The 22,107-nt window shown below is 38.9% G+C and carries 14 protein-coding genes; 7 read left to right on the forward strand and 7 right to left on the reverse strand.

From position 1 onward, the window contains the following. The first annotated feature begins 74 nt into the window (after positions 1 to 74). Both G466_RS0109265 and G466_RS0109270 read left to right on the forward strand, forming a co-directional pair. Positions 75 to 1,094, forward strand: coding sequence for a LacI family DNA-binding transcriptional regulator (locus G466_RS0109265; RefSeq protein ID WP_026813408.1), 1,020 nt, complete (start codon positions 75 to 77; stop codon positions 1,092 to 1,094). 9 nt (positions 1,095 to 1,103) lie between these two features. Beyond that, positions 1,104 to 2,021 (forward strand): ThuA domain-containing protein, encoded by a 918-nt coding sequence (locus G466_RS0109270; protein ID WP_026813409.1) that lies wholly within the window; start codon positions 1,104 to 1,106, stop codon positions 2,019 to 2,021. A 110-nt stretch (positions 2,022 to 2,131) separates the two neighbouring features. On the opposite strand, the gene uxaC is transcribed toward G466_RS0109270, so the two are convergent. From uxaC to G466_RS0109295, 5 genes are all read right to left on the reverse strand, one after another. Then, on the reverse strand, positions 2,132 to 3,538 hold the full coding sequence (uxaC, locus tag G466_RS0109275) for a glucuronate isomerase (RefSeq protein ID WP_026813410.1): 1,407 nt from the start codon (positions 3,536 to 3,538) through the stop codon (positions 2,132 to 2,134). Between the two features lie 92 nt (positions 3,539 to 3,630). Continuing rightward, positions 3,631 to 5,886, reverse strand: coding sequence for a DUF7133 domain-containing protein (locus G466_RS21720; protein ID WP_229797196.1), 2,256 nt, complete (start codon positions 5,884 to 5,886; stop codon positions 3,631 to 3,633). A gap of 278 nt (positions 5,887 to 6,164) precedes the next feature. Then, positions 6,165 to 8,042 carry a CocE/NonD family hydrolase gene (locus G466_RS0109285; protein ID WP_026813411.1) on the reverse strand — a complete coding sequence of 626 codons (1,878 nt, stop codon included), beginning with the start codon at positions 8,040 to 8,042 and terminating at the stop codon, positions 6,165 to 6,167. 253 nt (positions 8,043 to 8,295) lie between these two features. Continuing rightward, a complete protein-coding gene (locus G466_RS0109290; RefSeq protein ID WP_026813412.1) occupies positions 8,296 to 9,627 on the reverse strand; it encodes a RagB/SusD family nutrient uptake outer membrane protein in 1,332 nt (443 codons plus the stop codon). Positions 9,628 to 9,637: 10 nt separating this feature from the next. Beyond that, the gene (locus tag G466_RS0109295; RefSeq protein ID WP_026813413.1) at positions 9,638 to 12,586 is read right to left on the reverse strand and encodes a SusC/RagA family TonB-linked outer membrane protein; all 2,949 of its coding nucleotides are present in this window, start codon (positions 12,584 to 12,586) and stop codon (positions 9,638 to 9,640) included. A gap of 391 nt (positions 12,587 to 12,977) precedes the next feature. Between G466_RS0109295 and aspS the strand changes: the two genes are divergently transcribed. The 3 genes from aspS to G466_RS0109310 all read left to right on the forward strand — a co-directional run bounded on the left by aspS (position 12,978) and on the right by G466_RS0109310 (position 16,971). Continuing rightward, positions 12,978 to 14,732 carry an aspartate--tRNA ligase gene (gene aspS, locus G466_RS0109300; RefSeq protein WP_026813414.1) on the forward strand — a complete coding sequence of 585 codons (1,755 nt, stop codon included), beginning with the start codon at positions 12,978 to 12,980 and terminating at the stop codon, positions 14,730 to 14,732. A 167-nt stretch (positions 14,733 to 14,899) separates the two neighbouring features. Next, positions 14,900 to 16,708, forward strand: coding sequence for a chloride channel protein (locus G466_RS0109305; RefSeq protein WP_026813415.1), 1,809 nt, complete (start codon positions 14,900 to 14,902; stop codon positions 16,706 to 16,708). Positions 16,709 to 16,719: 11 nt separating this feature from the next. Next, positions 16,720 to 16,971: a hypothetical protein gene (locus G466_RS0109310; RefSeq protein WP_026813416.1), complete on the forward strand. Its 252-nt coding sequence runs from the start codon at positions 16,720 to 16,722 to the stop codon at positions 16,969 to 16,971. Between the two features lie 34 nt (positions 16,972 to 17,005). Here the strand turns inward: G466_RS0109310 and G466_RS0109315 are convergent, their stop codons facing one another. Continuing rightward, positions 17,006 to 17,455, reverse strand: a complete 450-nt coding sequence (locus G466_RS0109315; RefSeq protein WP_026813417.1) for a nucleoside deaminase — start codon at positions 17,453 to 17,455, stop codon at positions 17,006 to 17,008. 310 nt (positions 17,456 to 17,765) lie between these two features. On the opposite strand from G466_RS0109315, the gene G466_RS0109320 reads away from it, so the two are divergent. Continuing rightward, entirely contained in the window at positions 17,766 to 19,544 is a 1,779-nt protein-coding gene (locus G466_RS0109320; RefSeq protein WP_026813418.1) for a 1-deoxy-D-xylulose-5-phosphate synthase, read from the forward strand. Position 19,545: 1 nt separating this feature from the next. Beyond that, positions 19,546 to 20,688, forward strand: coding sequence for a DUF3078 domain-containing protein (locus G466_RS0109325; RefSeq protein ID WP_034235173.1), 1,143 nt, complete (start codon positions 19,546 to 19,548; stop codon positions 20,686 to 20,688). 7 nt (positions 20,689 to 20,695) lie between these two features. Here G466_RS0109325 and dgt read toward each other — a convergent pair whose 3' ends face one another. Then, on the reverse strand, positions 20,696 to 22,039 hold the full coding sequence (gene dgt, locus G466_RS0109330) for a dGTP triphosphohydrolase (protein ID WP_026813420.1): 1,344 nt from the start codon (positions 22,037 to 22,039) through the stop codon (positions 20,696 to 20,698). Positions 22,040 to 22,107: the final 68 nt, after the last annotated feature.

Genomic DNA, 22,107 nt, shown 5'->3' on the forward strand with positions numbered 1-22,107 from the left:
AAAATTTACTCACAACTTTATTAAATACATATAATTGCGTAATATTGTTTCGGGGATTATGCAACAAAAACCACATGAGTAAAAAAATTACGATTTATGATTTAGCTAAAACTCTTGGCGTTTCGGCTGGTACCATAAGTAGAAGCCTAAACGACCATCCATCCATTAGCCAAAAAACAAAGGATCGGGTAGTTGCCAAAGCAAATGAACTTGGCTATAAGACCAATAAATTTGCCGCCAACCTCAGCAAGCAGCAGACCAATACCATAGGCGTAATTGTGCCTAGATTAAACTCCAACTTTATGTCCACTATACTAGCTGGGATAGAGAAAATAGTAAACGAGGCCGGCTATAATTTAATTATAAACCAATCCTTGGAATCCATGGAAAAAGAGAAATTAAATGCCAAGACCCTTTTTAATAATAGTGTTGATGCCTTAATCGTATCACTAGCATACGACACATCTAGTTTTGACCATTTTACTCCTTTTATCCAACATAAAGTCCCGCTGCTTTTTTTAGACAGAGTGCACAATCTACCCAATTGCGCAACTTTAATCATAAACAATAGGCTAGCCGGATATGAGGCAACGGAACATTTAATCCAACAAGGCTGTAAGAACCTCCTTTATGTGGGTGGCAACCAAAAAAGAAATGTATATTCAGACCGATTTAAAGGCTTTAAAGACGCTCTTGCCAATTACGAATTAGTGTTTAAAGAAGCTAATATTTTAGAATCTGACCTCAACCCAACTTCTATTGGTGAGGTAATTAATCACATAAAAAAATCAGCAAAACAAATTGATGGGGTTTTTGTAGCTAACGATACGCTTGCTGCACACCTTATAAAAAATTTAATCATAGAAGGCTATAATATTCCAGAAGACCTTAAAATAATCGGCTTTAATAACGATCCAGTTTCAGAATTAGTTACCCCTAGCCTTAGCACCATAGACTACCCTGGATATGAGATGGGAGTTTTGGCAGGCCAAAGTGTTATAAGTCATTTAAATGGTAGCATCAATTTTCAATCTGCCAACACTATCACGCTAAGACACCAATTAATAATACGAGAATCTACTCAAAAACAATAAATACCAATTATGAAAAAAACAATCTTAACTAGCTTAACCCTTCTTTTTATCGGCTCACTATGGGCGCAAAGCTTGGAGTCTTTTCCTATAACCGACCAATGGCTAGCCAATATAGAACGTATGGCTCCTACCGCTCCCCGCGTTAAAGCAAGTACAAAAAAAGTGCTTGTCTTTTCACAACATACCGGCTTTTATCATTGGACTACCCCACACAACAATGAAATGCTAAAAATTTTAGCAAATAAAACAGGCGCCTTTGAGATTACCATTGCATACGACATTGATAGCTTTGACAAAAGAAACCTTAAAAAATATGATGCCATCGTCCTAAACAATTCCAATCCTGCCGGTCCTAAGCGCGATTTGTTCTGGGACCTTTTAAAAAAGAACAGTAGCCTTTCCGAGCCAGTGATAGCAAAATTGGCGGCTGATTACGAGAAAAACCTAATAGATTTTGTAGCAAAAGGAGGTGGACTAATGATTCTACATGGAGCAATCACAGTTCAGAACAACTCTGAAGAATTTAGCGCAATGACAGGAGGAAGTTTTGATTATCACCCCAAACAACAGGAAATGCACCTAAAAGAAGTAGACCCCAACCACGTATTGGTACAAGCTTTCAAAGGAAAGGGATTTATCCACGAAGACGAACCTTATTTTTTTAAGAATGCCTATTTTGATTATAACTTTCGACCGCTTTTATATATAGAAGCAGATAAATTGGAAGATGTAAGACATGAAGTAAAACATAATAAAGTATATGTTTCTTGGATAAAGCGACATGGAAAGGGAAGGGTATTTTATAGCTCTCCTTCCCATAATGCGCAGAGCATGGACAATCCCGAACTACTCCAATTCTTTCTGGATGGCCTGCAATATGTTGTTGGAGACCTAAAAGCTGATGACAGCCCAATTGGCAAACCTTGATGATTTAACTAAAAATAGCTATTTCAAAAAAAATGCGCATCTAATTTGGATGCGCATTTTTTATACTACCCTAACATACAGTGCCCTATTAGAGACCACAGTAGTTAGGTCTATTTATTAAATTCGAAATAGGACTTTGCATTATAATAAGAGATATCCGAAACAATCTTGCCCAGCCACTTTTCATCCGCAGGCAATTCGCCGTTTACCACATCCTTGGCAATAAGATTACACAATATCCTTCTAAAATATTCGTGTCTAGTGAACGATAAGAAGCTGCGTGAATCGGTTAACATCCCCACAAAACAGCTTAGCAGCCCCATGTTAGACAAGGTATTCATTTGGTCTTCCATGCCGTCTTTTTGGTCCAAAAACCACCAGCCCGATCCAAATTGCACTTTTCCCTTTACGGATCCATCGTTAAAATTACCTATCATGGTTGCAATAACCGGATTATCGGCAGGATTAAGATTATAAATGATGGTCTTCCCCAATTGATCAGTACTATCCAAAGCATTTAAAAATCCACTTAAAGCCCTCGCTTGGGAAAAATCCCCAATGGAATCAAACCCAGTATCGGGCCCCAATTTTGTTAAGAGTCTTTTATTATTATCACGAATGGCCCCGAGATGAAACTGTTGCACCCATCCCATTTTATGATATGTTCTTCCTAAGAATAACAATACCTGGGCTTTAAAATAATGCACCTCTTCTTGAGAAATAGTTTGTGCATTCTTAACCTTTAGAAAAATATCTTTTAAATTATAGCTTCCTTCTTTAAAGAAGTACAATTGTTCCAAACCGTGGTCTGCCAATCTGCAGCCATGATCATGAAAATATTGAATCCTATTATCCAAAACAGATAGCAAATCCTCATAGCTATTAATCGCTATCCCAGAAGCTTCAGTCAACTGCTCCAAGTACTGCAAAAAAGCTTTTCCTCCTTCTATTGCAAAAGCCTTATCCGGTCTAAAGGTAGGATAGACCTTTGGTGAAACTCCCTGCTCCTGAATACTTTTATGGTATTCCAAGGTAGCTATTGGTTCATCCGTAGTGCAAAGCGACTCTACCTGCTGTTGTTGCAATAAGCCTTGTGTGAAATGGGATTTATTTACTAATTGCGCATTGGTTTTTTCATAAATACCTTCTGCTGTATTAGGTCCCAACAATTCCTGGACACCAAAATACCGCTTCAACTCCAGATGTGTCCAATGATACAATGGATTTCTAACCGTAAAAGGAACGGTAGCGGCCCAATGCACAAATTTCTCCTTGTCAGAAGCGCTTCCTGTAATATATTTTTCATCTACACCTATTGTACGCATGGCCCTCCATTTATAGTGATCACCAGCCAACCACGCCTCACTTATAGTCTGAAACTGATGATTATCCGCTATTTCCTTAGGCGACAAATGGTTGTGATAATCTATAATAGGTAAGTCTTTGGCATAATCGTGATATAGTCTTTTAGCGAAATCACTCTGCAATAAAAAATCATCATCCAAAAAATTCTTCATTTCATAAGGGCGTTAAATGTGTTTTATACTATCTTATAATACGCTATCTCATAACTATCTTGCAGAACAGCAGTAGATCTATCAATATTTTGCTAATGATCAGCATCGATCAAATCTCTTAATTCTGCCTCCGTAAACTCCATACCACTTTTTGATTTTTGGTCACGAAGTGATTTTATGTTAGAAGCCTTCAAAGATCTAGGCCTATTAGAAAAAGCATTGGTTACGTACGAAATCATATCTGCAATATCCTGATCAGAAATATCCCGATTGTTAACTAGGCCAGGCATTTGATGCCCCTCATCATAGGTTTCACCATTTATTAATAATGGTCCTTTTAGACCATGTAGCATTATTAATCCCAATTGCTCCAAATGCGTAGAAATATATTCGGAACCCAATAAAGGAGGTGCTAATCCGGCAATACCCTCCCCACTAGGAGAGTGGCAAGAAGCACATATTTGCCTAAAAAGGGTTGCTCCCTTGGTTCTAGAATCCGTTTGCGGTAATTTTTTAGAATAAATAAAATTAGGCTTGTCATTAATTTTCCGCTCCCTTGTCACAGCTATCATTGAACTCATATCCGACTCCTCATTAACACCTTTCTCCCCTAAATAAACCTCTAATGGATCTATCACAGCTTCGGCACCACTTATTATAGCTTCATGAACTATTTTATTTTCCTGGTATTTTTTTATTAATTCATCAATAATTGGGAAAAACAGCTCTTTATTTTCCTTAGCCCAAATACCTACAGTGGAGGCCAGGTACATGTCCAAAGCAACCTCATCCCTTTTTAAAAGTTCTTTAAAAAGATCATAAGCCACAGGTAGATTTCTCTCCTCTACAAAATTCTCCATCAACACCAAACCATGTGCCGCTACCTCAGCACTAGAACTTAACACCACTTCGTGCAACACATCAAAATTAAGCGCATCCAAACCTTCCAAGGTATATAGTGCGTGTATCTGACTCAGAGGGTTGCTGCTATCCTCTATCAGTTTCTTAAGTTCAGGAACAAGAGCTAAGTTGCGCCTATGAATCAATAATTGTTGGGCACGGTCTCGGATCCATCCATTACTACTGCCCAATAAATTCACTAGATCTTTCTCCGATAATGTACTGAGGTCCACAGTTTTGGTTTCTGGCGCATTGGAATTTTTAATCCTAAGAATCCTACCGTAATCCAAAATCGTATCCAACTGTTTTTCTGCCGATATTTTTTTAAGGTAGGGGGTTAAAAATGCATAGTGTTGTATTACTCCCCGATGCATATCTACCACATACATATTTCCATCTGGCCCATTGGAGAGGTTTACGGGTCGAAACCCTTCATCAACTGAAGCTAAAAACTCCTTTCCCTCCCATGCCTGTTTAGCCTCTACCATGCCATCTTTAAAGGTAGTAATATTTCTTTTGATGGCATTTATTTCTGGGATACACACAAAAACATTTTGGTCATAACCATCGGGAAACAACCCCCCTCTATACACCAAGGGGCCACAAGCAGCTGTCACATGCATCAGCAGACTATCTTGGTTTAGCACCCCTTTCTCATAACCCCTGTTTACCGATGCAGCATGTAGCGGATATACACGCTGGTCTTTGGTAAGCACTTGATTTACACCATGTCTTGGCACCATATACTTATTACGCACCAATCTATTTGGCAGAACATGATCTCCCATTAATTGGGTAGAATTATTGTTGTAATAGAGTCGGCCAAAATTATCATGGGTAATTCCCCACTGTCCCCTTTGGGTAGTAGGTTCTTTCTTCCAAACTCCGTTTTTTCGCTGATATCTGAAGTTAGATTTAGCATTATATATCCAATTGTCCACGTTCATCATTAACCCATTGGGTTGATGCTCTGGATTCCCTACGGTTGCATATAGTGAATCTACTAATACCCTGTTAGTAGGTTTATCCTCTTCAATTTCCACGAACCATAGATTGGGCGACTCTACATATAATAGCCCCCCATAAACCAAAGCCAAAGCCCGCGGCATAACTAGACTGTCTAAAAAGGGTTTGGCATGATCCATAATCCCGTCCTTATCCAAATCCTCTAATATCGTAATAGACCCTGTAGGCAACTCTTCTCCGGTACCATCCAAATTTTGCATAAAACCAGGCATCTCTGCTACCCAAATTCGACCTTTATCATCAAAATCCAAGGCCACAGGTGCAACTAGGAGTGGCTCTGAGGCTACAACCTCCAACGAAAAACCATCTTCCAGAGTATAATCGTCAAGAGAAATGACAGGCTCTTTAAATGAGGGTTTACAAGAAATTATGACAAGAAAAAGTAAAAAATATCGTGCTAAACCCATGAATTGTGATGACATTGTAATTTGAATATTTGTACTGCTTGAGCAATGAACTTTTTAGTAATAGCAAATTAGGGTCATTAAAAATTCCTGACAATTCACTATTAATTTTAAAATCATTAAAAATAGCACAGTACCTCTTAAATTACTAACCTAACAAAACATTTTTAAATAGATTTAAAAAATGAGGTAAGTTATAAATGTTAAATTTAGGCCCCTATTTATATTTCATATAAGCTTAAGCACCAATATTCATCAAAAAAAACTAATTCTGAATAATACTATTATTGATTAAATCATCTGATAGGCAACCGTATTTGCGAAGGATATTTTTTAGAGTGATGCACTTTATTTTTGGCTATAACGCCTTCGGATTCATCATAATTATTTCCACCGGTGTTTAGATTGCGTGCAAAACGCGGAAAATTACTACTTGAAATCTCAATTCTAATACGATGGCCTTTTTTAAAATAGTTACTTGTGGACATTGGTGTTAAATCTACTTTATATACTTTTCCTTCTTCCATGAATACTTCTTTATCATAGCCTTCCCTATACCGCACACGCTGTATAGTTTCGTCAAGGTTGTACGCCGTACCGTCGGGGTATACATCTATTAGCTTAATAGTAAAATCTGTATCCTTAGCATCCGAAGAAACGTAGAGGGTAGATTCAATAAAACCGGTCACTTCTGTCCCTTCTTTAAGAACGTCGGTTGTATACACAAGGATATCGGAGCGTTCTTCCAACTTCTGCTGATCAAAAGCACCACCTTCCACGGCATTTCCAGTGCAACAAACATTGCCGCCCAAAGAACTCACTGGGTCCATGGGATCATAAATAAAGGCATCGGGGTTATCATTGGAAGCCCGCTTCCTTGTTAGGGTGCCATTGCCATTAACGGTATTGGCATCCCCGTTGCTATTTAGATAATACGTAACCATTTTAGAGTCTGCCGGCGGCCATTCATCTGCCGACTTCCATTCGTTAGCACCCATTGTATAATATTGCACTCGAGGAGTTTTTGCCTTAAAATCGTTCTTTTCTCCTTTAAGCCAAAGATCCCACCACCCATAGATCTGTTCCTCATAATTTAAACGCGCATCACCTACACTGCGTTGTCCTACTATAGTGTTTTCAGTTGCACGGGTAAAGGCACAATGCAAAGTGGGTGCAATTACTAAATATTGATTTTCACGGATCTCGGCGTCTTTTGAATTATTGCGAACATGGTTAAACAATGCCAAATTTGGGGTAATGGAAACATCGTACCAAGAGGCGAACCAAAAACTTGGGGCGCCTATTTCCATAGTATCGTGATAAAGGCCCCCTTCATACCAGGCTGGATCGTTTGGTTTCCGAACCACCATTCTATCAAAAATTTCGCGTTTCCCATTCATGTTTTTTACGATATCCTGAAGAGGCAAATGCTTAAGTGCCTCTTCCATGTCTATCACTGGGTTTTTAGGAGCTAGGTCATAAAATCTAGAAATTCGGATTAAATCTTCCTGGGTAGCCCCCTCGGGTATCCTAGGTTTAAATTTATCATGCTCTACACCGTATAACCAAGAGAAAAACAGAAGCTGTTCTACACCCCCACGATACCAGTTCCCCTGTTCCTGGATGTTACCGACAGTGCCAATTCCTGCTCCAAATCCCTGTGGTACCATAGCGGCATGTGATGGATGATCAAGAGCAGAAACTGCCATTTGCCATTCAGCTGTTGAAGAACAGCCATAAGTTCCTATTTTTCCATTAGACCAAGACTGATCTGCCATCCAAGAAAAAGCATCATATCCATCTGTGAGCGGCAGTCCCAAAATATCCCATTCCCCTTCGGAGAAAAACCTTCCACGTTCATTTTGTACCACATAGGCATAACCACGTTTAACCGCTTCATAAGCTTGTTCGGCAGTTCGGGTCCGGCGTTCGCCATCTACCCAAGTATTAAAATTGTACGGGGTACGCGAAAAAATAACAGGCACTTTTTCATTCATTTTAGGTCTGTAAATATCAGTTGCCAGACGAACACCGTCTCGCATGGGCATCATTACCTTTTGTTCAACAATTGCGATTTCATCCAGTTTTTTAAAAATATCGGAAGCCTCTTGTCCATAGAATATTTGCAAAGAAAATATGAGGAATAATACGAAAGGAATTCGGTAAAGTTTCATTAATCAAAGTTTTATTTATGGTTTTACCTTTTTCCTCTCTTCTAGTGGAATAGGGCGTAATTAAAATTTCTTGAGCTAAAAAATTTATGACTACAAAAGTGAATTGCCTTTTTAAAGAGACAGACTAATTTAAAGAAATTAATTATATCCTAAGCGCTTATACTTCTGAAAGTCAATAAAAAAACCCGATAATAAATCATCGGGCTTTAATTAGGGTCTGTTTATCCCTATGCTATATAAAATTGATAGTACTTTAATTGTTCTCAGGTAAAGGTATTGGCATAACATTGAACACCTGATCCCCAGCTCTATCGATAGGCAATGTATTTGATAAACCATATCGTCTTAAATCGAACAGTCTATGGTTTTCTGCCCATAATGAATACCTCCGTTGTTTTAAAAGTTCCGCAGTCAATGCAGCTACGGTTTGGGCACCTGTATAATCTGGAAGACTAGCTGAGTTCCGAATAACGTTTAAGGCATCCTCCGCATCCTGAAGGTTATTGGCAAGAATATTTGCTTCGGCATACACCAAAATTAATTCTTCGTTCCGAAGGAAATCTATAGGGCTAGTATCAGATTCATATAATAATGCTTCATGAGTTCCACTAAGATCATCTTGGGTTGTTGGGTTTGGTCTTAAAGCTGTTTTCTCCGCTACCCTTGTATCCCCATTCTCTGCATCCGCTATCCAAGAATTATGGACTATTATCTGGTCTCCATTATTTGGCTTATCAACGGTTGAAGGAACTCTAAATACGGGGTTGCTTTGATCTCCACCGCCCAAACCAAAAATATGCTTAGGCCCAATTTCTAAATCTCCAGCTAAATCGAAATAAGAGTTAGTTAATGCAGTCAAGGCAGCATCGCCCTCACCAGCATATACCGCTGCTACACCTGCCAGTGCCCTATTAAACTCAGAAAAAGTAGAAGGAGTATCAAAGCCCTCAAAACCAGTACTTAATTCAAAAACAAAATTGTTCCCAGCATTGGAGAGGTGCTGTTCACCTTCATCTAATAGGGTGCGGACTCTCGCTAAACCTTCGTCAAACTCTACTATTGGCCCCATATTATCTGGATCGGATACATCTAAACGCGCTTTTCCATACGATTTAAGCACTTGTATTAATTCTTCTGCCATCATGGTCTTGGCAAATCCGAGATAGCCATTCATTTCTGTTTCGGTTACGGCATCAGTATTCATAACAGCTTCTAACAAGAGACTTACGTTCTTGATACATCTATAATTCCCGTTCCATGATCCCGTGCTATAGAAAGAGTTATTATCCAAGGTAAGACCTCCCTTACCCAGCATATCTCCAGTATACCTAGGCTCTGCATTAAAAAGATAAAGTTCTCTGGCCATGGTGCCATTGGCCATCACCTCTGTAGCCATACCATTACGAGAAGTAGATTCAATGCCCACCACTAGTTCGTTCAATTGACCTTTGGATGCCCCCTTTAGTACACCATCCACACTGGGTCCGTTGGGGTCTATCACTTCATCAAAAGTACAAGAAACCATAAGGAAGACTATTGGGATCATGAAGGTCTTGATCACTATAATTTTTATATTATTTTTCATGTTATATATTTTAGAAATTTACATTTAGGCTAAAGAAAAACTGCCGTGCACTTGGGAAAGGACCTACTTCAATACCTGTAGATAATCCAGAACCACCATTAACGGACACCTCTGGATCGTAACTACTGTAGTCCGTAATGGTGAAAATATTTTTTCCCGAAAATCCAAATTTAACACCCTCTACGGTACTTCCAAATAGGTTCTCTACCGCATTCCTAGATAAAGAATAGTGAATTGCAGCTTCGCGTAATCTTAAATACCCTGCAGGTTCCACAAAACGAACGGCATTTGCAGTGGACACAAGTCGCGCTTGGCCATCTGGAGTATCCAAGTCTGGAGTAACTTGTCCCAAATCACTAAGATATGTAGATAAGTTTAGGTTTTCCCCTCCCTTCTTCCATTGGAAGAGGAAAGAAACGTCAAATTGCTTAAAAAAGGTAAGGTTATTGCTCCAAGCCATTTGAAAGTCGGGCTCTACATCCCCTACCTTCGTAGGTTTTGTTCCAGTACCATCTAGGTTTAAATTACCTACCAATTGAGTGGCCGACTGTCCTTCTTGGATAAAGAAAGTCCCAAGTCCTAGACCAAATCCTGCACCTGGCTGCGGAAAAGCGGGTACCTCTAAACGCGTGACTTCAGATCGGTTTCTATACCATTGTACGGCAGAGTTCCAACTAAAATTTTCATTATCAAACACAAAAGCTTTTAACGCCAATTCTACCCCAGAATTCTTAAGGTCCCCAAGATTAGTGGTTTCTTGGGTAAAACCAGAAGAAGAGGGCAGTGCCCTGGTTAAGATTAAATCTTTTACTTTCTTATCATAATAGGTAGCTTCCAAAGAAAGTTTATTATCAAAAATTCCCACATCAAAACCAAATTCCAGCTCACTGGCTGTTTCTGGCTTTACTAAGGCATCACCTTTACTTCCTACTACGCTTTGACCAATATTACCTCCAATATTATTAGCACCTAAACTTGTAAAAGTAGAACCATAATTAGCAGGACTTCCCGTCTCTCCATATGCGGCCCTTAATTTTAGTTGGGATACAGATTCCAAACTCCAGAAATCAAAATTTGCGATGTTAAGAGCTAAGGAAGCCTTTGGAAAACCATAAAACTTGTTGGGATCACCATTTCTGGTAGATTTATCAACTCTATATCCAACAGTAGCAATAATTTGATCTTTATAATTTCCTTCTACCTGTCCGAAATATCCAAAATCCTTTTCTTCCGAACGGAATTGATCGATAACTTGGTTCACGGATTGATCCACACTGGTCTGACCAGCTGCCAAAAGGGAGCCTCGGCTGTTCACCAAGTTGGATTCTTGATAAAGGTAGGCAATACCCAATTGTGTGGTTAGGCCTAAATTACCCTCCATAGCCTCGCGGTTCCAAACTCCAATCAATTGAGTATTCAATTGGGTAAAATTGTTCTTCCCAACAGATATAAAACCTCCTGGTCCAGGTTGTACTTGAGACTGATGGGTTTCGGGAACATATACATAAGTTTGATTTGCCAAATAGTCTAAACCACCACTTGTTACTATTTTAACCCTATCCATATCCGTTTTTAAAATATTAGTATTTAAAGTGATTCCCTGAACAAGTCGGTCATTGGAATCATCGTTTAAAGCTTTATCCCTTACAAAGATTGGATTTCCAGAATAGTTGGGATTAACAGGATAGTTGCCATTGGCATCTGGAAAAAGATTTACCCATGGCCGGGTAAATGCCAAAGTATATCCATAGCTCAATCCCCCATCGTTTTCATTTCCCGTAAAACTTCTGCTGGCATTACTCCTACTATAACTTGTGGTAGAAGTAAAATCAAAAACATCAGAAATACGATGATCGATATTGGTCCGTAATGAGAATCTATCAAAACCTGTATTTTTTATGATTCCTCCCTCATCCCTATAGGAACCACCCAAATAAAATTTCGTTTTATCGTTACCTCCGGTAGCACTTAATCGAGTTTCTGTTATAAATCCAGTGTCACCGTAAATGATATCCTCAAAATCATAAAGCGCACCATTTTCCGCTATAGTTGCCTCATATTTAGCTCTTTCGGCAGCATTGAAAACACTTTCTACCTTATCTGCCGTCCATGGTCGTATTCCTAAACGATTTGCGATCTTGTTCATTCCTACATCCTGACTAAAACTAATTTTGGTTTTTCCTGTTTTACCACGTTTTGTGGTAATCAAAACTACCCCCGCATTACCCCTTTGTCCATATATTGCAGCAGCAGAAGATCCTTTTAACACTTCAATGTTTTGAATATCGTTCGGATCTAGATCCGCTAATCGGTTTCCAGAATTCTCTTCATTCCCACGGTTTGCACCCGAAGCAAAACGAAGTCCACTCGGTATCTCCACATTATTATAATACACGCCATCCACAATTATTAGAGGCTGGTTATTTCCATTAATCGACGATATTCCACGCAATCTTAGTGCAAATCCACCTCCCGGTGCACCCGATGTTGAGGTAATATTTACTCCAGGAATTTTACCGTATAGCGCCCCATCAACTGTAGATTGACTTGTAGTACCTACTAATTCATCAGCAGAAACTGTGGCAACTGCATTTGCAAGATTTTCCCGCTTCACGGAACTAGCCAACCCTGTAACCACCACCTCCTCTAGTCCGGTTGCCGACTCCTCCATAGTAACATTAAGACTAGTTACCCCGGTGACCCTAACTTCCGTATTGGCATACCCAAGAGAAGAAAACACTAAGGTTGCAGGGAAAGAGCCAACCGTGATTTCAAAATTACCATCAAAATCCGTTGTAGTCCCTGTTGTTGTTCCTTTTACAACTACGTTTACGCCTGGTAGGGGCAGTCCCTCCGATGCTTCAGTTACATTTCCTGTTACGCCTCCTTGCGCCGCCAGTAAGAACGGAATGGCAAAAAACGTAATGAAAAGCACACTTTTCCAATAAGATTGTTTCATTTCCATATGGTTTGAGTTAATTATTTCAAGGTCAAGTTAATGAAGATTTTAAGCTTTTAAAATTTTATTTTAAATTTTAAACACAAATAATTAACACATCCACAATTTCATGAGCATTTTCTGCACATATCCATAAATTTAAATCCAATAAACTGCGCAATACATATCTAACTACCACAAAGACAAACTCGAAAAAGAGCTAAAAAAGAATCATTATTTTGGACAATTTAATATTGACCGCATCACTAGAATGTTCAAACAATTTAAAGCTTTTCCAAAAATGTGTTCTAACAGCATCATAGTTACCCCCTATTATAAAATTCACTCTAATTATTTTTAGCCGTTAACCCCATATCTTCTTACATTTGCGTTTTCATAGATCAAGTATAAAATGTATAGAAGTCATAATTGCGGTGAATTAAGGGAAACCCATCAGAATTCAGAGGTTACCCTATCAGGTTGGGTACAAACGGTAAGGGATAAAGGATTTGTAATTTGGGCCGATTTAAGGGACCGGTACGGAATTACTCAGTTAATCTTTGACGAGGAGCGCTCTTCCGAAGAGATTATGGATATTGCAAGATCTCTTGGGCGCGAATTTGTAGTACAAATAAAAGGTACAGTTTTAGACCGTAGCTCCAAAAACCCCAATATCCCCACCGGGAATGTGGAGGTTTTGGTCTCCGAAATAAAAATCCTAAATAAATCCATTACCCCTCCATTCACCATAGAAGATCAGACCGACGGAGGAGAGGACATCAGGATGAAATACCGCTATTTGGATATTCGTAGAAATCCAGTAAAGAACAATCTTATTTTTAGACATAAGGTTGCTATGGAAGTACGGAAATATCTATCCGATCAGGACTTTATAGAGGTAGAAACCCCATATTTAATAAAATCCACTCCCGAAGGTGCAAGGGACTTTGTAGTTCCTAGCAGAATGAACCAAGGACAATTTTATGCCTTACCACAATCCCCACAAACTTTTAAGCAGTTATTGATGGTGGGAGGAATGGATAAGTATTTCCAAATTGTTAAATGCTTTAGGGACGAAGATTTACGGGCAGACAGACAGCCAGAATTTACCCAAATAGATTGCGAGATGGCATTTGTTGAACAAGAAGATATATTGAATGTCTTTGAAGGCCTTACCAGACATCTATTACAAGAAATTAAAGGGATAACTTTGGAGAAATTCCCTAGGATGACCTATGACGATGCCATGAGAAAATATGGCAATGACAAACCAGATATCCGCTTTGGAATGGAATTTGGTGAGCTAAACGCCGTTGCACAACACAAAGATTTTGGGATTTTTAACGATGCAGAATTAGTAGTAGGTATTGCAGTACCAGGTGCTGCTGCATACACTAGAAAAGAAATTGACGCCCTCGTAAATTGGGTACGCCGCCCGCAGGTTGGAGCTAAAGGTATGGTTTATGCAAAATATAATGAAGATGGGTCCTTTAAGTCTTCTGTAGATAAATTCTTTGACCAAGAAGATCTTGCCAAATGGGCCATCGCTACAGGAGCAAAACCAGGTGATCTTATATGTGTGCTATCTGGTGATGCCAACAAAACTAGAACCCAATTGAGTGCACTAAGAATGGAATTGGCAGAGCGATTGGGGCTCAGAAACAAAGAAGAGTTTGCCCCACTTTGGGTAATAGATTTCCCATTATTGGAATTGGATGAGGAAACTGGTCGTTTCCATGCCATGCACCACCCTTTTACCTCACCAAAACCAGGACAAATGGCCCTTTTAGATACCGATCCGGGAGCTGTAAAGGCCAACGCCTACGACCTAGTGCTAAACGGAAATGAAATTGGTGGTGGATCTATACGTATACATGACAAGCAAATGCAATCTACCATGTTTAAGCATCTTGGCTTTACCCCAGAGGAGGCCAAAGCGCAGTTTGGCTTCTTAATGGACGCTTTTCAGTACGGAGCGCCTCCACACGGTGGCTTGGCATTTGGATTAGATAGATTGGTTGCTATTTTAGGAGGACAAGAAACTATTAGGGACTTTATAGCCTTCCCAAAAAATAATAGTGGTAGGGATGTTATGATCGATGCTCCTGCAGCAATAGATCCCGAACAGCTAAAGGAATTGAACTTAAAGTTAGCTATAAAATCCTAGAATTCTAAGACCATTTGGGATTTTGGACTTTATCTTTATCACAGGCTACTATAAAAAGGTTGGAAGCAAGTATTGTGCTTCCAACCTTTTTACTATCTTAACCAATAGGATGCAAATGTGATGTTTCCCTTCTTTACTAATGGTCAAAAAAAGCGTTGTTGACAATTATGGTTTCCCATAAAAATACTTTTTTCAGAAAATTCTTAAAATGGAGGTATAAAAATATATCCGAAAAGAATTTTATAATTATTCTGGGGGTTATTGTCGGGTTGCTAGCGGGGTTAGCCTCTGTTACCATAAAAAACTTAACCTATAGTGTAGCATCCATATTGGAAGAAGGAATTATTTTCTCCGAAAACCAGCTTTATTTTATTTTGCCTTTTATAGGCCTCCTTCTTGTTTTTATAGCCAAGAAATTACTTTTTAGGAGTGGGTTTCGCCCTGCCATTCCCTCGTTTCTTAAAAGAGCCATCCCCTCTTTGCTGTACTCCTTACTTAGGCAGAACGGAATGCTATCTTATAAGCTTATTTACCATCCCTTAATCATGGCTCCTTTAACGGTAGGGTTCGGGGGATCTGTGGGACTATTGGGACCGGCCATAACTTCTGGATCGGCTATAAGCTCCAATCTAGGTCGCTTATTACATGTAGATAGTAAAACACGAACCCTGCTAATTGCCTGTGCCACATCTGGAGCTGTAGCCTCCATGTTTAAAACACCCATAGCCGCAGTAGTGCTGGCTATAGAACTTTTTAGCTTAGACCTTACCTTTGCCTCATTATTGCCCCTTTTAATGGCCTCGATCTCCTCGGTGCTTACCTCCTATTTTTTTCTAGGCGATGAAACACTATTTAGTTTCAACGTAGTGGATAAATTCACCATAAACGATGCAGCTCCATATATTTTGCTTGGTTTAGGCACCAGTATTGGATCTATCTACTTCACAAAAATATATTTTGCCGTATATTCTTTTTTTGATCGATTTAAAACGCCCTTTCTTAAAGTTCTGGTAGGCGGACTCACTATTGGAGTGATGCTATACTTCATTCCGCCCTTATATGGGGAGGGACTAAGTTTTACCAAAGATTTATTTGAAGGCGACCACCTACAAGCATTGGGAGCCACTCCTTTTGATGATTTTATAGATAATATCTGGGTGGTTATTGCGCTTCTGGTAGGCTTCACCATCTTTAAGACTTTTGCCATGACCATCACCTTTGCCGCAGGGGGTGTGGGCGGGGTTATTATCCCTACCATGGTAATGGGTAGCGCATTAGGAAATGTAGTTGCTAAAGTCCTAAATAATTTGGGGTTGGGCCTACAGGTTTCGGAAGCTAACTTTACTTTGGTGGGTATGGCCGGACTAATTGCCGGTGTAATTCATGCACCTTTAACGGCCATATTCCTAATTGCAGAAATAACTGGTGGTTATGAGCTGTTTATACCCCTGATGATTACCGTTGCCATCTCTTTCCTTATAACAAAACAATCTATGGAACACACCATATACACTCGGGAATTAGCAGAAAGAGGCGACTTGCTAACCCATGATAGGGACCAAAATGTGCTCACTCTAATGACTTTGGAAAGCGTAATAGAGAAAAATTTTAAACCCATTCACCCTGAAATGACCCTAGGAGATATGTTACATGAAGGCGTTTCCAAATCTACTAGAAACCTCTTTCCCGTAATTGACGACAACCGGATTTTAGTTGGAATTGTGCTCTTGGACGATATACGGGAATTTATGTTTGACACTTCCCTATACGAAACGATGAAAGTTCAAAATTTCATGCACAATCCTCCAGAGCATATTATTTTTGAAAAGGATAATATGAAAGCGGTGATGCAAAAGTTCCAAAATACCGAAGCTTGGAACCTACCTGTAATAAAAGATGGAAAATACCTAGGCTTTGTTTCAAAATCAAAGCTCTTAACCGCTTACCGAAGAAAATTAATTAATTTTACAAGATAGTTACCCAAATCATGAAGTATTTAATTTCTATCATTTTAATCGCATCTATTACCTCCATCATTTATGGCTTTACCATACAGGAGACCGATGTGGTCTTTGCCCATAAATGTATTGGTTTTGGTACCGTAGGCATTTTTCTAATTGCCATGCCCCTATTCCTTATAACAGTCAGCAAGGGCAAAAACATGAAAGATTATATGCTGAACGAGGAAAACATAAGAAGAATGCAAGGGAAGGATAGTAGGTCCAAGAAGAAAGAGTAACCGATCCCTTACTTCGGTTTTTAACTTCAATTTGCTAATTAAGATTTCTTCTTTGGATAAAGAATCTTTTTAATATTTCGGAAGCTTCCCCTGCTAATACACCCCCTACCACCTCAGTCTTTGGGTGCAGTTTGGTGTTCATATTAATAAAACCCCTCTCCTTGTCCCTGGCCCCGTATACTATTTTGGAAATCTGACTCCAATACAAAGCGCCCGCGCACATCTGACATGGCTCTAACGTTACATACATGGTGCAGTTCTGAAGGTATTTCCCACCTAGAAAGTTAGAGGCCGAGGTAATTGCTTGCATTTCCGCATGTGCGGTAACATCTACGAGCTGCTCCGTTAGGTTATGCCCACGGGCAATTATCCTATTTTCCACTACCACTATTGCCCCAACGGGAATCTCTCCTTTTTCATAGGCAACCTCTGCCTCTTGCAAGGCCTTTTTCATAAAATAAGTATCGTCAAATGGCTCAATCATAGTCCGGATTTTATACTACAATAGTAATCAATAAATAAGTTTAAAGTTCTGTCCAACCCAAAATTTTCAATTGAACCATCACTTCTTTTCTATTAAATTCTCACGAAAAAACCACACTATACCCAAGCTTAAAATAGATTATATTTGTTTCTCTGACATGGAAGTTAATACATAGTTTTATTTGGATCTTAAATCGAGATAAAAAAACCTAATTCAGTTATAACTATAAATACAAAAAGCACTAATCATATCTTAGGTAATGTACCATTCAACCTCTAAATACCTTAGTTTTGTATTTTATCTATAATACATGTTACAAGGTATCCTACAACATATTGACTCCCCTTCGGATATTCGCCAGTTAACTCAGGTAGAACTAACCCAACTGACTAAAGAATTACGCGCCTTTATCATTGATATTGTGGCTACCAAAGAAGGACATCTAGGCGCAAGTTTAGGTGTTGTGGAATTAACCATAGCACTACATTATGTATTTAATACACCATATGACAACCTTATTTGGGATGTTGGTCACCAGGCCTATGGACATAAGATACTAACGGGACGCAGAGATGTTTTCCATACGAATAGGCAACTAAATGGTATCAGTGGATTTCCTAACAGGGAAGAAAGCAAATACGATACTTTTGGAACTGGACATAGTTCTACTTCCATCTCTGCCATATTAGGAATGGCAATAGCCTCACACTTGAAAGGCCAAACAGACAAGCGACATATTGCCGTAATTGGAGATGCTTCCATTGCCAGCGGAATGGCTTTTGAAGGACTAAACCACGCAGGAGATACCAATCCAAACATCTTGATAGTTTTAAACGATAATGCCATTGGCATAGATCCTAGTGTTGGAGCATTAAAGAAGTATTTGACCAATGTAAAGAAGGGAACAGCAAAGGATGAAAATATTTTTGAATGTCTAAATTTTAATTATACGGGGCCCATAGACGGCCATGACCTACCCTTACTAATAAAAGAGCTGGTCAGACTAAAGTCTATCCCGGGTCCAAAACTATTACACCTTATTACAACAAAGGGTAAGGGCCTAAAAAAGGCCGAAGAGAATCAGGTGGTTTACCATGCTCCTGGAAAATTTGATAGTACAACAGGTGATCTATTGCCAAAACCCTATAGAGATGAACCACCAAAATATCAGGATGTATTTGGGCATACCATAGTAGAATTGGCAATGTTAAATCCCCGAATAGTTGGGATTACTCCCGCGATGCCTACGGGAAGCTCCTTAAAATATATGATGGACCGTATACCGGAAAGAGCATTTGATGTGGGTATTGCCGAGCAACATGCAGTAACTATGGCGGCCGGAATGGCAGCAGAGGGGATGGTCCCATTTTGCAATATCTATTCCACCTTTCTCCAACGTGCCTATGATCAGGTAATCCACGATGTGGCCTTGCAGAACCTTCCTGTTATTTTTTGCCTGGACCGCGCAGGAATAGTTGGACAGGACGGCGCTACCCATCACGGATTATTTGATATAGCCCAGTTACGATGTATCCCAAATCTTATTATTTTTGCACCGATGAACGAAATGGAATTGAGAGACATCATGTATACCGCTCAATTGGGTTTAGATCATCCTATTGCTATTAGATACCCCAGAGGGAGAGGAGTTATTTTGGATTGGAAACAAAAATTTTCCAAAATCCCCATCGGAAAAGCACAAGAATTACAAAAAGGTACGGAAATTGCTGTACTATCGATTGGTCATATTGGAAATATGGTATCGGAACTGTTACATGAAATAAATAATGAACATCTAATTGGCCATATCAATATGAGATTTGTAAAGCCATTGGACAGAAAAATGTTGCTAAATGTTTTTAATGAGTATTCCAATATCATCACTATAGAGGACGGGTGTAGCACCGGTGGATTTGGGAGTGCAATATTGGAATTTGCCAATGAAATAAATTCTAGGAAACCAATAAGTATAATTGGAGTTCCAGATACATTTTTAGAGCACGGAACTGTAGAAGAATTACATAGTATTGCCCAAATAGACAAAATAACCTTAAGAAAACAGATTAATAATATATTGAATAAAGACTAATATGAGTAGTAAAATTATCTTCATTACCCTTTTATATCTATGCATTGCTCCCCTAAACGCACAGATAAATCCTTCTCATAAATCAGAATCTGATACTCTTAGAGTAACGCCCATCTCGGTAGATACCATGAGAATAGATACAATGCGTGTAGACACCATAGTTATCCGTACGCTACAAAATAAAATTAAAAACATTTCTAGAGGCGCTAATTTAACAGGGCCAACTATCAACTTCAATAAAACAAAGGCCCTGGATGAAGAATACCGGCCCTTTAGAATTCCATCCTTTTGGGATAAAGAAAATAAATTAAGCATTAATTTAAATGAGGTAGCCTTTGTTAACTGGAATGCAGGGGGAAATAACTCTATCTCTGCACTAGCCAATATAAAATTTCTCCGAAATTATAAATTTAGATATGTTCAATGGGAAAATTTATTGGAACTCCGATACGGCCTCAATTCCCAGGAAAATCAAAAGTTGCGAAAAGCGGACGATGCAATTCGTTTTAGTTCAACATTTGCTTATAGACGAGATACTATTAGCAATTGGTACTATAGTGTTAGAGCTAATTTTAACACCCAATTCTCTAATGGATACAAGTACCCTAACAGAGAAGCTCCTGTTTCTAGATTTATGTCCCCTGGGTATGGTTTTATTGGTGCGGGTACCTCGTATATTCCTGAAGGAAAAAAGTTTAACCTCTATTTATCGCCCTTTACTCAAAAAGTAACTTTTGTATTGGACCAAGATCTAGCAGATAAAGGTGCATTTGGCGTAGAAAAAGCAAAGTACGATGCCAATAAGAATAAAATTAAGGATGGAGAGAATTCAGTTATAGAATTTGGAGTGTTGATCACCAATACTTGGCAAGGTGAAATTTTTGAGAATGTTGGAGTAAGGCATCGTTTAAGCTTGTATTCGGATTATTTAGAAAGCTTTGGAAATATTGATGTGGAATGGGAGCTTAATTTTGCTCTAAAGGTCAATAAATACATAAGTACGACCTTTGGGACGCATATACTCTATGACGATGATATTAAGTTTGATCCAATTAAAGCCGATGACGGATCCATTATAAGTGACGGTAGCCCAAAAATTCAGTTTAAACAACTCTTTGGGGTAGGTGTCAACTATAATTTCTAATTAACTTTTACAGGGACTTACCCATAATTTTATTGTGAATATGTACTGCAGCACTATCCGATAGACTAGCCACATAACAACAAGCGTTAAGTAAGATAGAATAAATAGACCCATTGGTATCCGTATAGAATTTGGGCAGGGTAGAGATTATTAATTCATCATAATTGGAGGCCTTATTATCTTTCTTTCTTATTAAAGCGGTAGTATAGACTTCCAAAATATCCGAGATTATCTTATACCCGGCAATTTCTTTTTCTATAACTTCTTGAGATTGATATACGTTCTTAACACTAATCGATAAAATATCTTGGATCTGAGCTTTAAACTTACTTTTCTCCATCAGGGAAACATTAAACTCCCCTTTTAAAATAGCCTCCTCATTCGCTACAAAAGTTGCTATAGCGTCAGAAATAAGGGTGTTGATAGCTAGGGCTCGTAGATAACTCATCCGGTCCTCCATATACACCAACGCGTTATATTTTTTAATATTGATGCTATCCTTTACCAATTTTATTAGGTATTCCAAAGCAAAATCCTCCGATATAAGCCCTAAATTAATCCCATCTTCAAAGTCGATTATCGTATAGCAAATATCATCTGCAGCTTCTACCAAAAATGTTAGTGGATGCCTACAATAACCCACATCCGTTCCCTTAGCAGTAGCAATCAATCCCAATTCATCTGCAATTTCCCTAAAGGAATCCACATCGGATTGAAAGACACCAAATTTCTTATCCGCAATATGTTGCGTAGGACGCTTAGGAAGAGATTCTTTAGGATACTTCATAAATGCTCCCAAAGTTGCATAACTAAGTCGTAGACCCCTCTCTACACCTTTCTTGGATTCAGTCAATAATTTATACCCATTGGCGTTTCCTTCGAAATCTAGGATATCCTGATATTCCTTATTGGTCAACAGATTCTTAAAGCGCTGTCCGTTCCCGTTCTTAAAATACTCACCAATAGCTTTTTCGCCACTATGTCCAAATGGAGGGTTGCCTATATCATGTGCCAAAGCCGCCGCAGCTACTATAGCTCCAAAATCATTAAACTTATAGCCGTGAATTTCACTTAAGTAGGGGTGTTTCTCTAATATCTGCCTGCCAGCAATCCGCCCCAAGCTTCTTCCTACTACGGAAACTTCCAAACTGTGGGTTAATCGGGTATGTACAAAATCTGTCTTAGACAAAGGTATAACTTGCGTCTTGTCCTGTAGACTTCTAAAAGCAGCGGAAAAAATAATCCGATCATAATCTACCTCAAAACCCAAACGGGTTTCATCCTGTTCTTTTCGCAATCTTTTCTTAGCATCTCCAAAGCGTCTTAAGGAGAGTAATTGTTCCCATTCCATAGTAACTAATTAAAGCTTGCAAGATACATTATTCACGGATGGGCAACCTATAAAATCCATTTCAAAAT

Source organism: Arenibacter certesii DSM 19833 (assembly GCF_000429545.1).
Taxonomy (GTDB): Bacteria; Bacteroidota; Bacteroidia; order Flavobacteriales; family Flavobacteriaceae; genus Arenibacter; species Arenibacter certesii.